13 protein-coding genes are annotated in these 14,937 nt (G+C 72.0%); 4 read left to right on the forward strand and 9 right to left on the reverse strand.

Annotated elements, in window-relative coordinates; translation table 11 throughout:
• Positions 1–9: 9 nt before the first annotated feature.
• Positions 10–1,344 (reverse strand): class II 3-deoxy-7-phosphoheptulonate synthase, encoded by a 1,335-nt coding sequence (locus tag ABH927_RS12090; RefSeq protein WP_370020877.1) that lies wholly within the window; start codon positions 1,342–1,344, stop codon positions 10–12.
• A 50-nt stretch (positions 1,345–1,394) separates the two neighbouring features.
• Positions 1,395–2,597, reverse strand: coding sequence for an FAD-dependent oxidoreductase (locus ABH927_RS12095; RefSeq protein WP_370020879.1), 1,203 nt, complete (start codon positions 2,595–2,597; stop codon positions 1,395–1,397).
• Between the two features lie 141 nt (positions 2,598–2,738).
• On the opposite strand from ABH927_RS12095, the gene ABH927_RS12100 reads away from it, so the two are divergent.
• Positions 2,739–2,882: a hypothetical protein gene (locus tag ABH927_RS12100; protein WP_370020881.1), complete on the forward strand. Its 144-nt coding sequence runs from the start codon at positions 2,739–2,741 to the stop codon at positions 2,880–2,882.
• Here the strand turns inward: ABH927_RS12100 and ABH927_RS12105 are convergent.
• The 4 genes from ABH927_RS12105 to ABH927_RS12120 form a co-directional block, all read right to left on the reverse strand.
• A complete protein-coding gene (locus ABH927_RS12105) occupies positions 2,872–3,852 on the reverse strand; it encodes a phosphotransferase family protein (protein ID WP_370020882.1) in 981 nt (326 codons plus the stop codon). The genes ABH927_RS12100 and ABH927_RS12105 overlap by 11 nt on opposite strands.
• Entirely contained in the window at positions 3,845–4,735 is an 891-nt protein-coding gene (locus tag ABH927_RS12110; RefSeq protein WP_370020884.1) for an aldose 1-epimerase family protein, read from the reverse strand. Before ABH927_RS12110 ends, ABH927_RS12105 begins: the two co-directional genes overlap by 8 nt.
• Positions 4,736–4,825: 90 nt before the next feature.
• Positions 4,826–6,298: a sulfatase gene (locus ABH927_RS12115; RefSeq protein WP_370020886.1), complete on the reverse strand. Its 1,473-nt coding sequence runs from the start codon at positions 6,296–6,298 to the stop codon at positions 4,826–4,828.
• A 50-nt stretch (positions 6,299–6,348) separates the two neighbouring features.
• Entirely contained in the window at positions 6,349–7,176 is an 828-nt protein-coding gene (locus ABH927_RS12120) for an aldo/keto reductase (protein WP_370020888.1), read from the reverse strand.
• 98 nt (positions 7,177–7,274) lie between these two features.
• Here ABH927_RS12120 and ABH927_RS12125 point away from each other — a divergent pair, with 98 nt between their 5' ends.
• Both ABH927_RS12125 and ABH927_RS12130 read left to right on the forward strand, forming a co-directional pair.
• The gene (locus ABH927_RS12125; protein ID WP_370020890.1) at positions 7,275–8,252 is read left to right on the forward strand and encodes a hypothetical protein; all 978 of its coding nucleotides are present in this window, start codon (positions 7,275–7,277) and stop codon (positions 8,250–8,252) included.
• Between the two features lie 5 nt (positions 8,253–8,257).
• Positions 8,258–9,463: a DUF6716 putative glycosyltransferase gene (locus tag ABH927_RS12130; RefSeq protein WP_370021268.1), complete on the forward strand. Its 1,206-nt coding sequence runs from the start codon at positions 8,258–8,260 to the stop codon at positions 9,461–9,463.
• On the opposite strand, the gene ABH927_RS12135 is transcribed toward ABH927_RS12130, so the two are convergent.
• The 3 genes from ABH927_RS12135 to ABH927_RS12145 are packed head-to-tail and all read right to left on the reverse strand — an operon-like array spanning position 9,464 to position 13,763.
• Positions 9,464–10,735 (reverse strand): alpha-2,8-polysialyltransferase family protein, encoded by a 1,272-nt coding sequence (locus ABH927_RS12135; RefSeq protein ID WP_370020892.1) that lies wholly within the window; start codon positions 10,733–10,735, stop codon positions 9,464–9,466.
• The gene (locus ABH927_RS12140; protein WP_370020894.1) at positions 10,728–11,684 is read right to left on the reverse strand and encodes a glycosyltransferase family 2 protein; all 957 of its coding nucleotides are present in this window, start codon (positions 11,682–11,684) and stop codon (positions 10,728–10,730) included. Before ABH927_RS12140 ends, ABH927_RS12135 begins: the two co-directional genes overlap by 8 nt.
• A gap of 15 nt (positions 11,685–11,699) precedes the next feature.
• Positions 11,700–13,763, reverse strand: coding sequence for an N-acetylneuraminate synthase family protein (locus tag ABH927_RS12145; RefSeq protein WP_370020896.1), 2,064 nt, complete (start codon positions 13,761–13,763; stop codon positions 11,700–11,702).
• Positions 13,764–13,949: 186 nt separating this feature from the next.
• Here ABH927_RS12145 and ABH927_RS12150 point away from each other — a divergent pair, with 186 nt between their 5' ends.
• A complete protein-coding gene (locus ABH927_RS12150) occupies positions 13,950–14,936 on the forward strand; it encodes an alpha/beta hydrolase (protein ID WP_370020898.1) in 987 nt (328 codons plus the stop codon).
• Position 14,937: the final 1 nt, after the last annotated feature.

Genomic DNA, 14,937 nt, shown 5'->3' on the forward strand with positions numbered 1-14,937 from the left:
GTTGCGGGGTCAGCTCGACCGGTACAGCTCGGCGACCCGGAAGGCCAGGTCGAGGGACTGCCCACGGTTGAGCCGCGGGTCGCAGGCCGTCTCGTAACGCAGCGCCAGGTCCGCCTCGGCGAGCCCGTGCCCGCCGCCCACGCACTCGGTCACGTCGTCGCCGGTGAACTCGATGTGGACGCCGCCGGGGTGGGTGCCCAGCGCGTGGTGCACCTCGAAGAAGCCCGCGACCTCGTCGAGGACGTCGTCGAGCCGGCGGGTCTTGTGGCCGCTCGGGGCCTCGAACGTGTTGCCGTGCATGGGGTCGCAGATCCAGGCCACGTTGGCGCCGCTGGCCCTGACCTTCTCGACCAGCGTGGGGAGCGCGTCGCGGACCTTGCCCGCGCCCATGCGGCTGATGAAGGTCAGCCGTCCCGGCTCGTTGTCGGGGTTGAGCTTGTCGATCAGGGCGACCGCCTCTTCGGGCGTGGTCGTGGGGCCGAGCTTCACGCCGATCGGGTTGCGGATCCGGCTGAAGAACTCCACGTGCGCGCCGTCGAGCTGGCGGGTGCGCTCGCCGATCCACACCATGTGCGCCGACACGTCGTACGGCAGGCCGGTCCGGGAGTCGATCCTGGTGAGCGCCCGGTCGTAGTCGAGGATCAGCGCCTCGTGCGAGGAGTAGAACTCGACGGTGTGGAACTCCTCGGGGTCGGCCCCGCAGGCCCGCATGAACGCGAGCGCCTGGTCGATCTCCCGGGCGAGCTGCTCGTAGCGGCGCCCGGCGGGCGACTCGGCGACGAAGTCCTGGTTCCAGGCGTGCACCTGCCGCAGGTCGGCGTAGCCGCCCTTGGTGAAGGCCCGCGCGAGGTTGAGCGTGACGGCCGACGAGTGGTAGGCGCGCAGCAGCCGGCCCGGGTCCGGGCGGCGCGCCTCGGCGGTGAAGTCGAAGCCGTTCACCATGTCGCCGCGGTAGGCCGGCAGCTCGACGCCGCCCCTGACCTCGGTGTTCTTGGACCGGGGCTTGGCGAACTGCCCGGCCAGCCGGCCGATCTTGACGACCGGGACGCGGCCCGCGTAGGTGAGCACGATCGCCATCTGCAGCAGCGTCTTGAGCTTGTTGCGGACGTTGTCGGCCGTGGCGGCGGCGAAGGTCTCCGCGCAGTCGCCGCCCTGGAGCACGAAGGCCTCACCCTTGGCGACGGCCGCCAGCCTGTCCTTGAGCTGGTCGCACTCGCCCGCGAACACCAGCGGAGGAAGGCCCTCCAGCTCGGCGACGACCTTGTCCAGCTCGCCGCGGTCGGGCCACTCGGGCTGCTGGGCCGCGGGCAGGTCACGCCAGGTATCAAGGTTGAAAGCGCTCACGACAGACTAGGTTATTGCACCATCCCCGCCGTGACCCCCATGACGTCCATTTAGTGAGATCCCTTTTGGGTCAGCCGCACGTGCTCCGGGAGGACCCCGAGGCCGACGAAGCGGCGCGCCAGCGGGCCGATGACCGGGAGCCGGGCCACCGGCGGCATCCTGAGCGGCCTGGCGTCCAGGGCCGGGCGGATCAGGCGGTCCTGCACCGTCCTCTGGGCGGCCTGAGTGATCATGGTGGGCACCATCCTGCGGTGCTCCACCTTGGCCAGCAGGGCCTCCGGAGCCTCGCCCCGCAGCAGGGCCGGGCCCACGATGTTGGCCGTTGCGACGGCGTCCTGCACGGCGAGGTTGATCCCGACGCCGAAGACCGGCGACATGGCGTGCGCGGCGTCTCCGATCAGCAGCAGCCCCGGCAGGTGCCAGCGGCTCAGCCGGTTCACGGCCACCTGGAGCACGCTCACGTCGCCGAAGTCCCGGATCTGGCCGACCCGGTCGCCGAGGAACGGCAGCAGCCGGGCGACGGTGGAGCGGAGTGTGCCGATCCCCCCGGACCTGAGGTCGTCGAAGCCGCCCTTGGGGATCACGTAGGCGAGCTGCCAGTGCGTCTCCCTGTTGATCGCCACCATCAGGTGGCCGGAGGACGCCCGGATGAACGGCTGCCCGGGGTCGCCCTCCTGGCGCGGCAGGCGGAACCACACCACGTCCATCGGCGCGCCGTACTCCTTGGGCACGAGCCCCGCCGCCCGCCGGACGTCCGAGCCGCGCCCGTCGGCGGCCACGGTGAGCGTGGCGCGGATCTCGTGCTCGCCGCCCGATTCGTCGCGGTAGCGGACGCCCCGGACGGCGCCGTCCTCCCGGATGAGATCGATGACCTGGGCGTTCATGAGGAGCCTGAAGTTGGAGTGCTCCGCGGCCTTGGCGGTGATCAGGTTGAGGAAGTCCCACTGCGGGACGAAGGCGATGTAGCGGTATTTGGCGTGGAGCCGGGTCAGGTCGGCGATCGGCACGCGCCCGTCGTCGGTCTCCAGGGCCATGCCGTACGCCTTGTGGTGCGGCAGCCGGTGGAACTCCCCGGCCAGCCCGAGCTCGTCGAGCACCTGGAGTGTGGAGGGATGGATCGTGTCCCCGCGGAAGTCGCGCAGGAAGTCGGCGTGCTTCTCCAGAAGCGTCACGTCCACGCCGGCGCGGGCCAGGAGCAGTCCGAGCATCGCTCCAGCGGGCCCGCCGCCCGCGATGACGCAGGTGGTCTCCATGATTCATCACCCCGGATTCGACAGCCCCGTAATTCAACACCCACTGAAATCATCTCATGGGAGGGGCCTACCGGGGAGGGCCTCCAGGGGATACGTTGGTGATCGGTCTGCCGTCTTTTGGGGGTTCGCGTGAGTTCAGGCATGACGAGCATGGGTGCGGCGGTCATGGTCACGACGCTCGTGGCCTCGCTCACGGTCGGCGTCCCGGCGGCCGTAGCCGCGACGGGAGACTCCGAGCCCCACACCGGCAACGGCTGCGGCGGCTCCCTCGTGCTCAACGCCTGAGCACGCCGAGGCTCCGGGCCAGGGACTGAGTGGCCAGGTCGCGGATGCGGGCGTAGGACTCCTCGGGATACTGCCGGGGGCCGTTCTCCACCAGCAGGATCAGGTAGAGGTAGACCTGGTAGAGCGCGATCCGGATCTCCGCGGCCCCGGTGAGCTCGATCGTGCCGCCCGCCGCCCGGTAGCCGGCCAGCAGCGGGTCGTCGTCCCGGACCTCCCCGAAGATCGTGGGAGTGACGAACTCGGCCAGCGGGTCGCCCCAGAACGCCCGCTCGTGGTCGATCAGCGCCTGGACGCGATTGTCCTCCGTCAGGAAGACGTTGCCCGGCCACACGTCGAAGTGGATCAGCGACGGCGTGACCACCTCGTCGAGCGCGGCGGCGTTGGCGTGGACGAGGCCGGCGATCTCGACGAGCGACACGGGCAGCGGCGTCCCGTAGTGGACGGCGTCTTCCAGCATGGCCCCCGTCATGGCGAGGAACGCCTCCCGCCAGGTCCGGCCGGTCAGGCCCGCGTAGGGGTAGCCGAAGACGCCCGTGCCGGGGATCGAGTGCAGCCGGGCCAGGTGACGGCCGACCTCGAACCGGAGCGCGGCCTCCTCGGCGGGGCCCGGCGAGGCCCGGTTCCACGGCACGCCGTCGAGCGCCGACAGGATCAGGTAGTCGCCGCCGAGCCGCGGGTCGTCGAAGGCCGCGTGCAGGAGGGACGGCAGCGGCAGCCCGAGCGGGGCGGCGAGGCCGTAGACCATGGCCTCGGTGCGCAGCAGGTTGCGCTCGTAGGTGAGCAGCCGCAGGTCCGGCGGCGGGCCCACCTTCAGCACGACCCGGCGGCCGTCCGCGAGGCCGAGCAGCCACACGGCGTTGGCGAAGCCGTCGGCCAGTTCCTCCGAGGACACGACCCCCGCGCCCAGGGCGTCGAGGGCGAGCGCGTCCAGCTGGGCGGGGGAGAGCCGCCTCTTCGTCCTGCTATCCACGGATGGTCCAGGTCGCTCGGTGGGTGTCGCCCGGCTTGAGGACGACCAGGTCGGTGCCCGAGTTGAACGCGTCGGGCGGGCAGGTCATCGGCTCCACCGCCAGCCCGCGGTGGGCGAGCCCCGTGCCGGTGCAGATCTGGACCCAGGGCATGGTCGCCGCGTCCCAGAACACCTCCACCTCGCCGTCCGGGCCGCGGAGCCGTACGCGCCCGGTGGTGAGCCCGGTGAAGGCGTTGTCGATCGCGGTGTCCCCGACCACGCGCGGGCTCCGGAAGTCGTACGGCGTCGCCGCCACGTCCTCGACGGCGCGGGGTGCGAGCGACTCGTCGGTGAGGAGCACGCGCGACGCGGGCAGGTCGAGCTCGTACTCCCGCACGTCGGCCCCGGCCAGCAGCCACGGGTGGGAGCCGCAGCCGTACGGAGCGGCCGCCTCGCCGATGTTCGTGGCGTTCAGCGTCGTCGCCAGCCCCTCGGCGGACAGCGCGTACCGCACCTCCAGCGCGATCCGGAACGGATATCCCGGGGCCGGCTCGACCGTGTGGGTCAGCCGTACGAAACCGCGCTCGTCCTCGAGGGAGAGGAACTCCGCGCACCTCCACGGGCGGTCGGCTGCCAGGCCGTGCAGCGCGTGCCCCCGCTCGGGTTCGTTGACGGTCAGGCTGTGCCGCTCGCCTCCGAAGGAGTAGACGCCGCCGACGACCCGGTTCGGCCAGGGGGCGAGCAGGGTGCCGCTGTAGTAGCGGATGGGGTCGTCCTCGCCCCACGCCGTCACCAGGTCCCGGTCGCCGTGGCGCAGGGACCGTAACGCCCCGCCGCGCTCGCTGATGACGGCGTGGTAACCGCCACCGAGAAGTGTGTAGCCGGGCACGGGGGTCATCTCCATGCTCACGATCTTTACAGCTCACGCCGAGGCGCGCGTCACCAGGTGGCTCCTAAGGCGGCCGCCGCCCGGAAGGGGCGGCGGCCGCGACGTCTACTGCTTGCGGGCGCCGCCGGGCGGCGCCCGCGCCATGCGGGCCCTCAGCCACAGCTGGGCGGCGTCGGCGATCCGGCAGGTCCCGCCACCGCACTCGTGCAGTACGGCCAGGCGCGCGGACAGCGTGCCGACGAGGACCGGGTCGGCGGTCGTGGCGATGTTGCGCAGCTCGCCGGGGTCGGCGTACAGGTCGTAGAGCTGCCGCTCGCCCGTCTCGTACTCCACGTAGCTGTACCGGTCGGTGCGCAGCGCGTTGTAGGTCGGCGGGCAGCCGGGGGAGTACGCCGCGTGGACGAACTCCACGAGCACGGCGTCGCGCCACGGCACCTCCCGCCCCTGGAGGAGCGGGACGAGCGAGCGGCCCTCGGCGAAATCCGGCGTGGCGGCCCCGCCCAGCTCGGCGAACGTGGGGGAGAGGTCAACGGTGGAGGCGAGGCGGTCGATCGTGCTGCCGGGGGCGATGCCGGGCCCTCTCACCACCATCGGGACGCGGATGTCCTCCTCGAACGGCGTCGTCTTGCCCGGGAGCAGCCGGTGCTGGCCGAGATGGAAGCCGTTGTCGGAGGTGAGGAAGATGTAGGTGTCGTCGAGCCGCCCCGCGTGGGCGAGCGAGGAGACGAGGGCGCCGACCATGTCGTCCACGCCGAGCATGGCGCGCATCCGGTTCTCGTGGACCCGGTCGATCCGCTTGACGTCCCTTGCCGACAGGTGCGGCCTCTCCCGTAGCCAGAACGGCTCGGCGGACATGTCCTCCTGGTCGAACGAGGGCGTCCGGGGCGCGGGCTCCCCGGTGAACGCCGCGTCGTGGCGCGGAGCGTGGTGGGCCGGCAGGTGGGGCGCCACGGGCGCGAGGTAGAGGAAGAAGGGGTCGGTTTCCGCGACGAACCGGTCGGCCTTGCCGCTGAGGACGTCCTCCAGGTAGTCGCCCGGGGCGTCGCCGTACTGGAAGACCGTCCCGTTCTCGTTGAGGGCGTAGCCGTACTCCTGGTAGAGCCGGGTGACGGGCACCGCCCACTCGTCCCAGCCGGGCGGGATGTAGGACCGGGGCGCGCCGGACGGGTACTGGTTCAGGTACTTGCCGAACAGGGCGGTGCGGTAGCCGGCGTCGTGCATCCACGTGCCGACCGTGGATGACTCCATAGGCCGAAATTTCGGGAAACCGCCGGTCGGGGACCGGTTGCTCTCCACCTGATGGCTGTGCACGTACTGCGAGCGGAGGAGCGACGACCGGGACGGGCAGCACCACGGGTTCGTGACGAAGAAGTGCGAGAACGACGCGCCCTGCCGGACCAGCAGATTCCAGATGTTGGGAAACCTCTGGAGATCGGTGGTGTCCAGATCGTCCGTCAGGATCAGCACGATGTTCGGACGGTGCGGGGCCGCGGGCTCCCCGCGGGCGGCTCCGGCCAGCGTGGCGGCCAGCACCAGCATCGCGGCGAGCCAGGAACACCATCCTCTGAACAGGGGCACGGCCTAAAGCATTGCCGTGCCCCTGTCAGCGGAAACGCGTGTCGCCTGGGTTAACCCATCCAGTCGAAGACCGCCGGGTCCGGGCCGAGCCGCCGGCCGTTGTCGAGCGCGTCGACGGCGGCCATGTCGGCGGCGGTGAGCTCGAAGTCGAAGACGTCGATGTTCTCAGCGATCCGGGACGGCGTCACCGACTTCGGGATGACGACGTTGCCGATCTGGAGGTGCCAGCGCAGCACCACCTGGGCCGGGCTCTTGCCGTTCTTCGCGGCGATGTCGGCGAGCTCGGGCAGGTCGAGCAGGCCCCGGCCCTGCCCGAGGGGGCTCCACGCCTCGGTGGCGATGCCGTGCTCGGCGTGGAAGGCGCGCAGCTCCCGCTGGGGGAACTGGGGGTGCAGCTCGATCTGGTTGACCGCGGGCACCACGCCGGTCTCGTCGAACAGCCGGCGCAGCGTCTCGATCGTGAAGTTCGAGACGCCGACGGCCCGGACCCGTCCGTCGGCGTACAGCTTCTCCAGGGCCTTCCACGCCTCGGCGTACTTGCCGCGCGACGGGACCGGCCAGTGGATCAGGTAGAGGTCGAGCACGTCGAGCCCGAGCCGGTCCATGCTCTCGTCGAAGGCCCACAGGGCCTTGTCGTAGTCGTGTTCGTCGTTCCACAGCTTCGTCGTGACGAACAGGTCGTCACGGGGAATCCCCGAGTCCCGTACGGCACGGCCGACCCCGCGCTCGTTCCAGTAGAGCTTGGCGGTGTCGATGCTCCGGTATCCGGCGTCCAGGGCCGTGGCCACGGCCTTCTCCGCCTCGTCGTCGGGAACCTGCCAGACGCCGAAGCCGAGCTGCGGCATGACCACACCGTTGTTCAAGGTGATGTCTTCCATGCCTCCATGCTGCCCCATCGCCGCATGATGATCCCTTCGGGCTCTGTTCACCGGGTGTTCCCGCCCGTGTCTTCTTCACCGGATATTGTGAGCGCGTCGTGAACGGGTCTTTACGGAACGTAGGACCGGCCGTCGCCTGGGTCGAGTCCCCTCTTCAGCTTCTGTGCGTCGTCGAGGCGCACCACGCCGGGCTCCTCGGGAGCACCACACGCGTGGTGCCGCGTGCCGGGCTGCCCGCGCTGAGGCTGACGCGCCGCGAGCTCAAGCGGCTCGGCCTCCCCGAGGGCCTGGAGTTCGACGAGCCGGCGGGCCGCATGCCGAGGCCGGGCCGCACGTGGGTGGTGGGCGACGCCTTCTCCGGCCGGGTCCAGCTCGCGCTGGTCACCTCGATCCCCGGCCGCACGGTCCTGGTCGACGACGGCCTCGCCACGATCCGCCTGCTCGAACTCGTCACCGCGCGCCGGCCGCTGCTGCGGGCGCGAGGGAAGGCGAGCCTCGGCCGCACGGTGCTCGCGACCGCCGCCGGGATCCGCCTGCGGAGCAGGAACCTGACCGTCTTCACCGCGCTTCCCGTGCCGGAGGACCTCGCCCAGGCCGTGCGGGACACAGGGGCCGAGCTGGTGGGGCACGACTTCGCCTGGCTGCGGTCGAAGCCCGCCGACCGGCCGCCGGACGAGCGCACGGTCGTGCTGGGCACCTCACTCGTCCGCAACGGGTTGATCCACCGCGACCGCTACCTCCACTGGCTGGAGCGCATCGAGGAGCCGGTGGCGTACTACCCCCACCGCCGCGAGGACCCGCGCGACCTCGACCGGGTGCGGCGGATCTCCGGCCTCACCGTCTACGACGCGGGCATCCCCGCCGAGATGACCCTGCGGGACCTGCGCCCCGGCCAGCGCGTGCTCAGCCTGCCGTCCACCGCCGTGACGTCGCTGCGCGTGCTGCTGTCCGCCCGGGGCGTCTCCGTGGACACCGTGGACGTCCCCGACGACTGGTGGACCGCCTCGGCCGGTCCGTCCCTGCGCTCGCATCTCCAGCTCTTCGCTCATGAAACCCCGCGAAAGGTTGCTCCTTGACCCGCGTGCTCGCCGTCGCCGACTCCGACTCGTATCTGAAGTGGGCCGCGGGCCTTCTGAACGCGCTCCCCGCGTCGTGGACCACGGAGCTCACCGTGGTCCGCACGCCGATCACGCCGTCGGAGGGCCAGATCGAGGCGGCGGTGAGCGGCACCCGGAGCGCGCCCGCGCCGGTCCTGTCGGCCCGCCAGCTCCGCAGGGCCGCGGAGCGGTTCCAGCCCGACGTGGTGCTGCTCGCCTGCACCGGCCCGGTCGTCGACGCGCTCGCCGCGGAGATCCTTTCCGACCTGCGGCCCCGCCCCGTGTTCGTGTCGGGGCTGCCCGGCATCTCCGTGCCCGCCACCGAGAAGGCGTGGCTCTACCGCAGCGGCTGCGACCTGTTCGTCGTGCACAGCGGCCGGGAGGTGGCGGAGTTCTCCGCCATCGGCCGCGAGCTGGGCGGGGGCGGCGGGGTCGCGCTGGCCCGCCTGCCGTACCTCGACCTGAGCGCCGCCGCGCCCCAGGCGAGCCCGGCTCAGCGCGACCGGGTGGTCTTCGCCACCCAGGCGAAGGTGCCGCGCCGCCGGGAGGAGCGGGAGGAGGTCCTGCTCGCGCTCGCCGCGCTGGCCGTGGCCCGGCCCGACCTCGACGTCGTGGTCAAGCTCAGGGCCCGTGAATCCGAGCGGCAGACACACAACGAGCGGCACCATTACGAGACGCTCTGGACGGAGATGGCCGAGGAGGGCCGCCTCCCACACCGGGACGCGGTGCGGTTCGCCACCGGCGCCATGCACGAGCATCTCACCCACGCCGCCGGGTTCGTCACGGTCAGCTCGACCGCCGCGCTGGAGGCGATCGCGCAGCGGGTGCCGCTGCTCGTGCTGTCCGACTTCGGGGTCAGCGCAGAGATGATCAACCTGGTCTTCGAGGGCAGCGGCTGCCTCGGCACGATGGACGACCTGGCCGAGGCCGGCTTCCGCATGCCGACCGAGGAGTGGTGCCGGGCCAACTACTTCCACGACGCCGCGGCGAGCGACTGGATCGCCCGGATCTCCGCGCTGGTGGAGGACGCTCGGGCGGGACGGCTCGTGCCCGCGAGGTCGGTCCTCGACGGGCCCGAGCACGCCACCGCCCGCCGCCGCGCCCGGCTCCGCCTGGAGGTCCCGCCCAAGGTGCTGAGGTACGGCTACCGCGCCAAGCGCCGCATGCGCCGCTACCTCAAGACATTCTGATCAGCGCGAGAGCAGGCGGCGCAGCCGCGACGCGGGGCGGAGCTGGCGCTGCTCGGGGGCCAGCTCCAGTGCCGCCAGGCGGCGGCCCTTGAAGTAGCGCGCCGCGCCGTTGGTCTCCAGGTAGCGCGTAGCCGCCTCCCGCAGGCCCGGATAGGCCGCGCTCTGCATGCAGTAGCCCACGGCGCTCACCAGGGCGCTCACGTCGGCGGGCGGCGGCTCGGTGATCGAGCCGTCCGCTTCCAGCCGGGGGAGGCTCGCGTCGGCGATCGTCGCCGGGATCCGGTTGCTGTTCTCGTACGGCGAGAGCCGTTCGAGAACGGTGTCGCCGCCGATCGTCGCGACCGGGATGCCGAAGAAGCGCCGCGCGGTCACCAGCGCCGTGGAGAAGCACCCCACGACCAGCTCGGGGCGGTTAACGGCGAAGCAGACCTCGGCCGGGGTCGTCTCCCTGGCCACCACCAGCTCGACGCCGAGCTCGTCGGCCACGGGCCGCAGCTCCCGGGCGTGCCGCCGTCCGGCGGCGGGGTGCGCCTTGAACAGCACCGTCCGGTGCCCGCGCGCCGCCAGTGCCCGGAGCATCCGCTCGTGCAGCCCGGCCTCCTCCTGCGGGGTGAGGATGCCGAGCGAGGAGAGGTACTGCCCCAGGATCATCGCCTTCGCCCCCGGCACGCTGTCGCCGACCGAGACCTGGCGCACGACGGTCGTGAAGGACGACCCGGACAGGGCCTCGGCGGGCACGCCGTACTCGGAGAGGAGCAGAGGGGCGAGGCCCGGCACGAGATCGAGGTGGAGCAGGCGGGTGATCCGCCCGCTGATCTCGTGGGGGAGCGGGTCACGGGTGGGGCCGTAGCTCATCAGGCCGTCGGAGTAGACGGTGATCGGGGTGTCCTTGAGCAGCCCCGCGATCGTGCGCGCCGGCGGCACCGGGATCGACTCCAGGACCAGCTCGTCCAGCTCGCCGAACCGCTCCGCGAGCAGGCGGCCGAGCATCGGCGTCTCGATCGCGCGGGCCTTCCAGTCCGACGGGTGCAGCGGCGCGATCAGCTCGTTCCAGGACACGACCTGGTCGAACCTGCCGCGCAGGGCCGCGAAGCCGGGGGCCTCGTCGAGCGGCGGGGTGACCTCGGGGATGGCGGCGTTGTTGGACACCAGGAGGACGCGGCGGCCCCTGTCCGCCGGTGTGGGGCTGAACCGCCCCTCGTCGATGGCCGCGGCGAGGGTCATGGCGCCGAAGAACGTCGACGCGTAGAACAGCCGTGATCTGTCAGGCACGGATCCCTCCCGGGATGTACGGCTCCAGCAGGGCCCGGCGATCGCCCTCGGGCTCCATGCCGCCGAGCGCGCCGGTCAGGATCTCCGCGGGCAGCCGCCTCAGCGCCGCGGCGGCCCGCTCGTCGAAGCGGGCCCGCAGCGGGGGCGTGAACCTGCCGGCCAGCTCGGCGTGGTGGGCGAGGAGCGCGCACAGGTTGCGGGCGGCCTTCGGCAGGAACTCCGGCTCCACCTCGTCCAGGATCAGGTCGTAGGCGTCGAAGAAGTGGAGCTGCCGCTCGTCCCCGATCTGGGTGAGCGAGGCCGGGACCCCGCGCCGGTAGAACAGCCCGGCGAGCGACACCACCGCGAACGACCGGGCCCGCCGGTGGAGCCGCCAGATCCACGGGCGGTCCTCGGCGGTGTGCAGCCCGCTCGGGAACGTGAGGAGGTCGCCCAGCTCCCGGCGGTAGATCCCGGCCCAGGCGTAGGGGTAGTCGACCATCGTCTTGTAGTCCGCCGGCATGATGCCGTCGCGCGGGTCGAGCACGACGCCGCGCCTCGGCTCGGGCGCCCGGTGGGTCTCCCGCTTGCGGCCCTCCACCTGGACGTGGTCCACGCGGACGAAGTCGCAGCCGAGCCCGTCGATCGCCGCGACCAGCCGCGCCAGATAGCCCGGCGCGAACCAGTCGTCGCCGTCGAGGAACGTGACGTACCGGCCCGAGGCCAGCTTGAGACCCATGTTGCGGGCGTCCGCCAGCCCGACGGGGACGGCGTTGCGGGCGACCGCGAGCTCCGGCAGGTCATGCCGGAAGTCCTCGATCACCGCCGGTGTGGCGTCCACCGACCCGTCGTCCACGACGACGACCTCGAACTCGAAGTCGCGCGGCCTGTTGCGGACCAGCGAGGCCAGGGCGTCGCCCAGGTACGGCTCGCCGTCCCGGACCGGGACGATCACCGAAAGCGTGACCATGATCCCTCCGCGAGGTCAGGCGGTGACCCGGCGCAGGCGGGCCCGGGGGGCCTCCTCGCCGGGGAAGACGCGCTTGACGCCGTCACCGAGGGCGGTCTCGATGATCCGGATGTCCCGGACGAGGTGCTCCAGTCCGCTGGGCTCCAGGGACGCGGCGTGGTCGGAGCCCCACATCGTGCGGTCCAGCGTGATGTGCCGCTCCACGGTCACCGCGCCGAGCGTCACCGCCGCGAGCGAGATCTGCAGGCCGCGCTCGTGCCCGGAGTAGCCGACCGGCACGCCGTACCGCTCCTGGAGGGTGACGATCGTGCGGAGGTTGGCCTCCTCCGGAGGCAGCGGGTAGGTCGAGGTGGCGTGCATGAGCACCAGCTTAGAGGTGCCGATGATCTCCACCGCCTTGTCGATCTCCTCGAGGGTCGACATGCCGGTGGACAGGATGATCGGCTTGCCGGTCGCCGCGAGGGCCCGCAGCAGCTCATGGTCGGTCACCGAAGCGGAGGCCACCTTGTGGGTGATGACGTCCATGTCCTCCAGGAACTCGACGGAGGGGACGTCCCACGGGGAGGCGAACCAGTCGATGCCGCGCTCCGCGCAGTACTTGGCGATCTGGGTGTACTCGTCCAGGCCGAACTCGGTCCGGATCTTGTACTCCATGTAGGTCATCTCGCCCCACGGCGTCTGCCGGATCTGGCCGCGCTGCTCCAGCGGCACGCAGATCTCGGGGGTCCGCTTCTGGAACTTGACGGCCTGGCAGCCCGCGTCGGCCGCCACGTCGATCAGCCTGCGGGCGATCTCGATGTCGCCGTTGTGGTTGATGCCGATCTCACCGATCATGTAGACCGGCTGCCCGGGCCCGACCAGTGAGTCGCCGATCCGCACCGGCGCCGGGCTCGCCGCCAGCGATCGCGCGGTGACGGACGCGGTCGTGATCGGGGTGGTGTCGCTCACCGCCGGGCGGGCGGCGAGCACCCGGTCGGACAGTTCCCGTACGGCTCCCGCCCCGCCGGGCGTCGAGAGCACGACGCGGGCGGCGGCCCGGACGCGGGAGTGCGCGTCCGGCACGGCCACCGGCCAGCCCACCAGGGCCATGCAGGCCAGGTCGTTGACGTCGTTGCCGACGTAGGCCACCCGCTCGGGGTCGAGGCCCTCGCTCGCCAGCCAGTCGCGCAGGGCCGTGTGCTTGGCGCCGAGCCCCTGGATCACCGGAACGCCGAGCTTGGCGGCGCGGGCGGCGACCACGGGGTTCCGCTCCGTGGACAGCACGAGCACCTTGACGCCGGACCGCTTGAGCAGGGCGACGCCCATGCCGTCCGACCGGCTGACCGCGACGATCTCCCGGCCGTCGGAGTCGACGAACGCCCGGTCGTCGGTGTGCACGCCGTCGAAGTCGGTGACCACGGCGTCCACGTCGATCGGGAGCGGCTCGTCAACGATCGGGGCGAGAGCGCGGACGATCTCCAGGTCCTCCGGCGTGTCGACCTCGACCGCGTGCCGGGCGGGGACGGGCTGGACGGCGACCTTGCCGAAGAAGCGGTGCCCGTGCTCGCGCAGGCCGGCCGTACGCATGACGTAGAACGCGCCGGTCTCGCGGAAGTTCGGCTCGCGGTCCTGGCGGCGGGGGCGGGTCGCGGGGTCGTGGTTGACGCCGTCGCCGTCGCCCGTCCAGACGAACTCGTAGGTCTCCATGCCGGAGAACACCGAGTCGGCCTCGCCCGCGAGAACCTTCGCGACGGCCGCGTCGAGGTCCTCGGGGTCGATGAAGGCGCTGGTGCACTGGACGAGGACGACGACCTCCGGGTCCTCGTCCAGGCTTCCCAGGGCGTGCAGGACGGCCGACTCGCTGGAGGCGGCGGCGCCGCTGAGGTCCGCCGGGCGGTTCACGATCCGGGCGCCCGCCTCGGAGGCGACCTCGGCGATCCGGGGGTGGTCGGTGCTGACGACGACCTCGTCGACCAGCGCGGCGCGCAGAGACGCCGAGACGGCTCGCGCGACGAGCGGGGTGCCTCCCACCTTCTCCAGGTTCTTCAGGGGGACGCCCACCGAACCTCCACGGGCGGGGACAACGGCCAGCACTCGCACGAGTGACTCCTTCTACCTGCGACATCAGCACCCCCAGGGGCGGGGGTGTCCCGAAACTAGCCAGAGGGATGCCCCCTTTGGGGTGACTAAGTTGAACGCCCATGGGCGCCCCTCTTAACTTTGGGTGTCGTCAGTAGTCGTCAAGCAGTCGTCTGCACGGTCCCCCCCACCGTCAGGAGAACAGAGATGCGCCGATTCGTCGCTATTACGGCGGTTTTGGGGTCGGTGCTGGTCATCGCGCTGTCAGCGTGTGGCGAGACCATGGCCGGGCGCCCGGCGACGACCCCGAGCGTCACCCCGAGTCCCACCCCGAGTGCCATCCCGAGTCCCATCCCGGGCGCGCGCCTGGCCGATGTGGAGGCGGTGAGCGAACGCGTGGACCGGCTCTCGATCCAGTCGCCCGCGCTCGGCCGCGAGGGCTCGGTCTGGGTGCTCAAGCCGCCGGGCTGGAAAGAGGGCTCGACCGGCTGGCCGGTGCTCTACCTGCTGCACGGCTGCTGCGTGAGCGGCGGCGACGCCTGGCTGGCGTACGGCGACGCCGAGCGGATCACGGCCGGGCTCAGGGCCGTCGTGGTCGTCCCCGAAGGCGGCGCGATGAGCTGGTACTCCGACTGGCTCAACGGCCCGGCCTGGGAGACCTTCCACATGACTGAGGTCCGGCCGATCGTGGAGAGCCGTTACGGCGTGGGGGACCGGCGGGCGATCGCGGGCCTGTCCATGGGCGGGCTCGGCGCTCTCGCGTACGCCGCCAGGCACCCCGGTGTCTTCCAGGCCGCCGCGTCGTTCTCGGGCGTGATCGACACCGGCTACGACCCCGCCGGGCTGGAGGGCCTGATGCGCTCCTACGGCGTGGACCCCCGTGACGTGTGGGGCAGGGCCGCGGACCGGCCGGACGTCTGGAAGGCGCACAACCCGGCCGACCTGGTGGGACGGCTCAAGGGCGTCCACCTCTTCCTGTCGTGCGGCAACGGTGAGCCGGGCCCGCTCGACACCCCGGGCGGCCCCGTCGACACAGGGGAGCGCGCGATCCTGGAGCGCAACCGCCGCTTCGCCGCCGCCGCGCGGGGCGCGGGCGTGCCCGTGACCACGGACTTCTACGGCCCCGGCACCCATGACTGGCCCTACTGGAGCCGCGAGCTGGCCAAGGCCCTCCCCACGCTCGTGCCCGCCTGAC

The sequence above is a fragment of the Planotetraspora sp. GP83 genome, from assembly GCF_041262585.1.
In the GTDB taxonomy this organism is placed as follows: domain Bacteria; phylum Actinomycetota; class Actinomycetes; order Streptosporangiales; family Streptosporangiaceae; genus JAOEGB01.

What these genes read in the sequence shown, in the direction of transcription:
- ABH927_RS12095 (WP_370020879.1), bottom strand. Translation starts at nt 2,597, where the DNA reads ATGGAGACCACCTGCGTCATCGCGGGCGGCGGGCCCGCTGGAGCGATG.
- ABH927_RS12100 (WP_370020881.1), top strand. Translation starts at nt 2,739, where the DNA reads ATGACGAGCATGGGTGCGGCGGTCATGGTCACGACGCTCGTGGCCTCG.
- ABH927_RS12110 (WP_370020884.1), bottom strand. Translation starts at nt 4,735, where the DNA reads ATGGAGATGACCCCCGTGCCCGGCTACACACTTCTCGGTGGCGGTTAC.
- ABH927_RS12120 (WP_370020888.1), bottom strand. Translation starts at nt 7,176, where the DNA reads ATGGAAGACATCACCTTGAACAACGGTGTGGTCATGCCGCAGCTCGGC.
- ABH927_RS12140 (WP_370020894.1), bottom strand. Translation starts at nt 11,684, where the DNA reads ATGGTCACGCTTTCGGTGATCGTCCCGGTCCGGGACGGCGAGCCGTAC.
- ABH927_RS12150 (WP_370020898.1), top strand. Translation starts at nt 13,950, where the DNA reads ATGCGCCGATTCGTCGCTATTACGGCGGTTTTGGGGTCGGTGCTGGTC.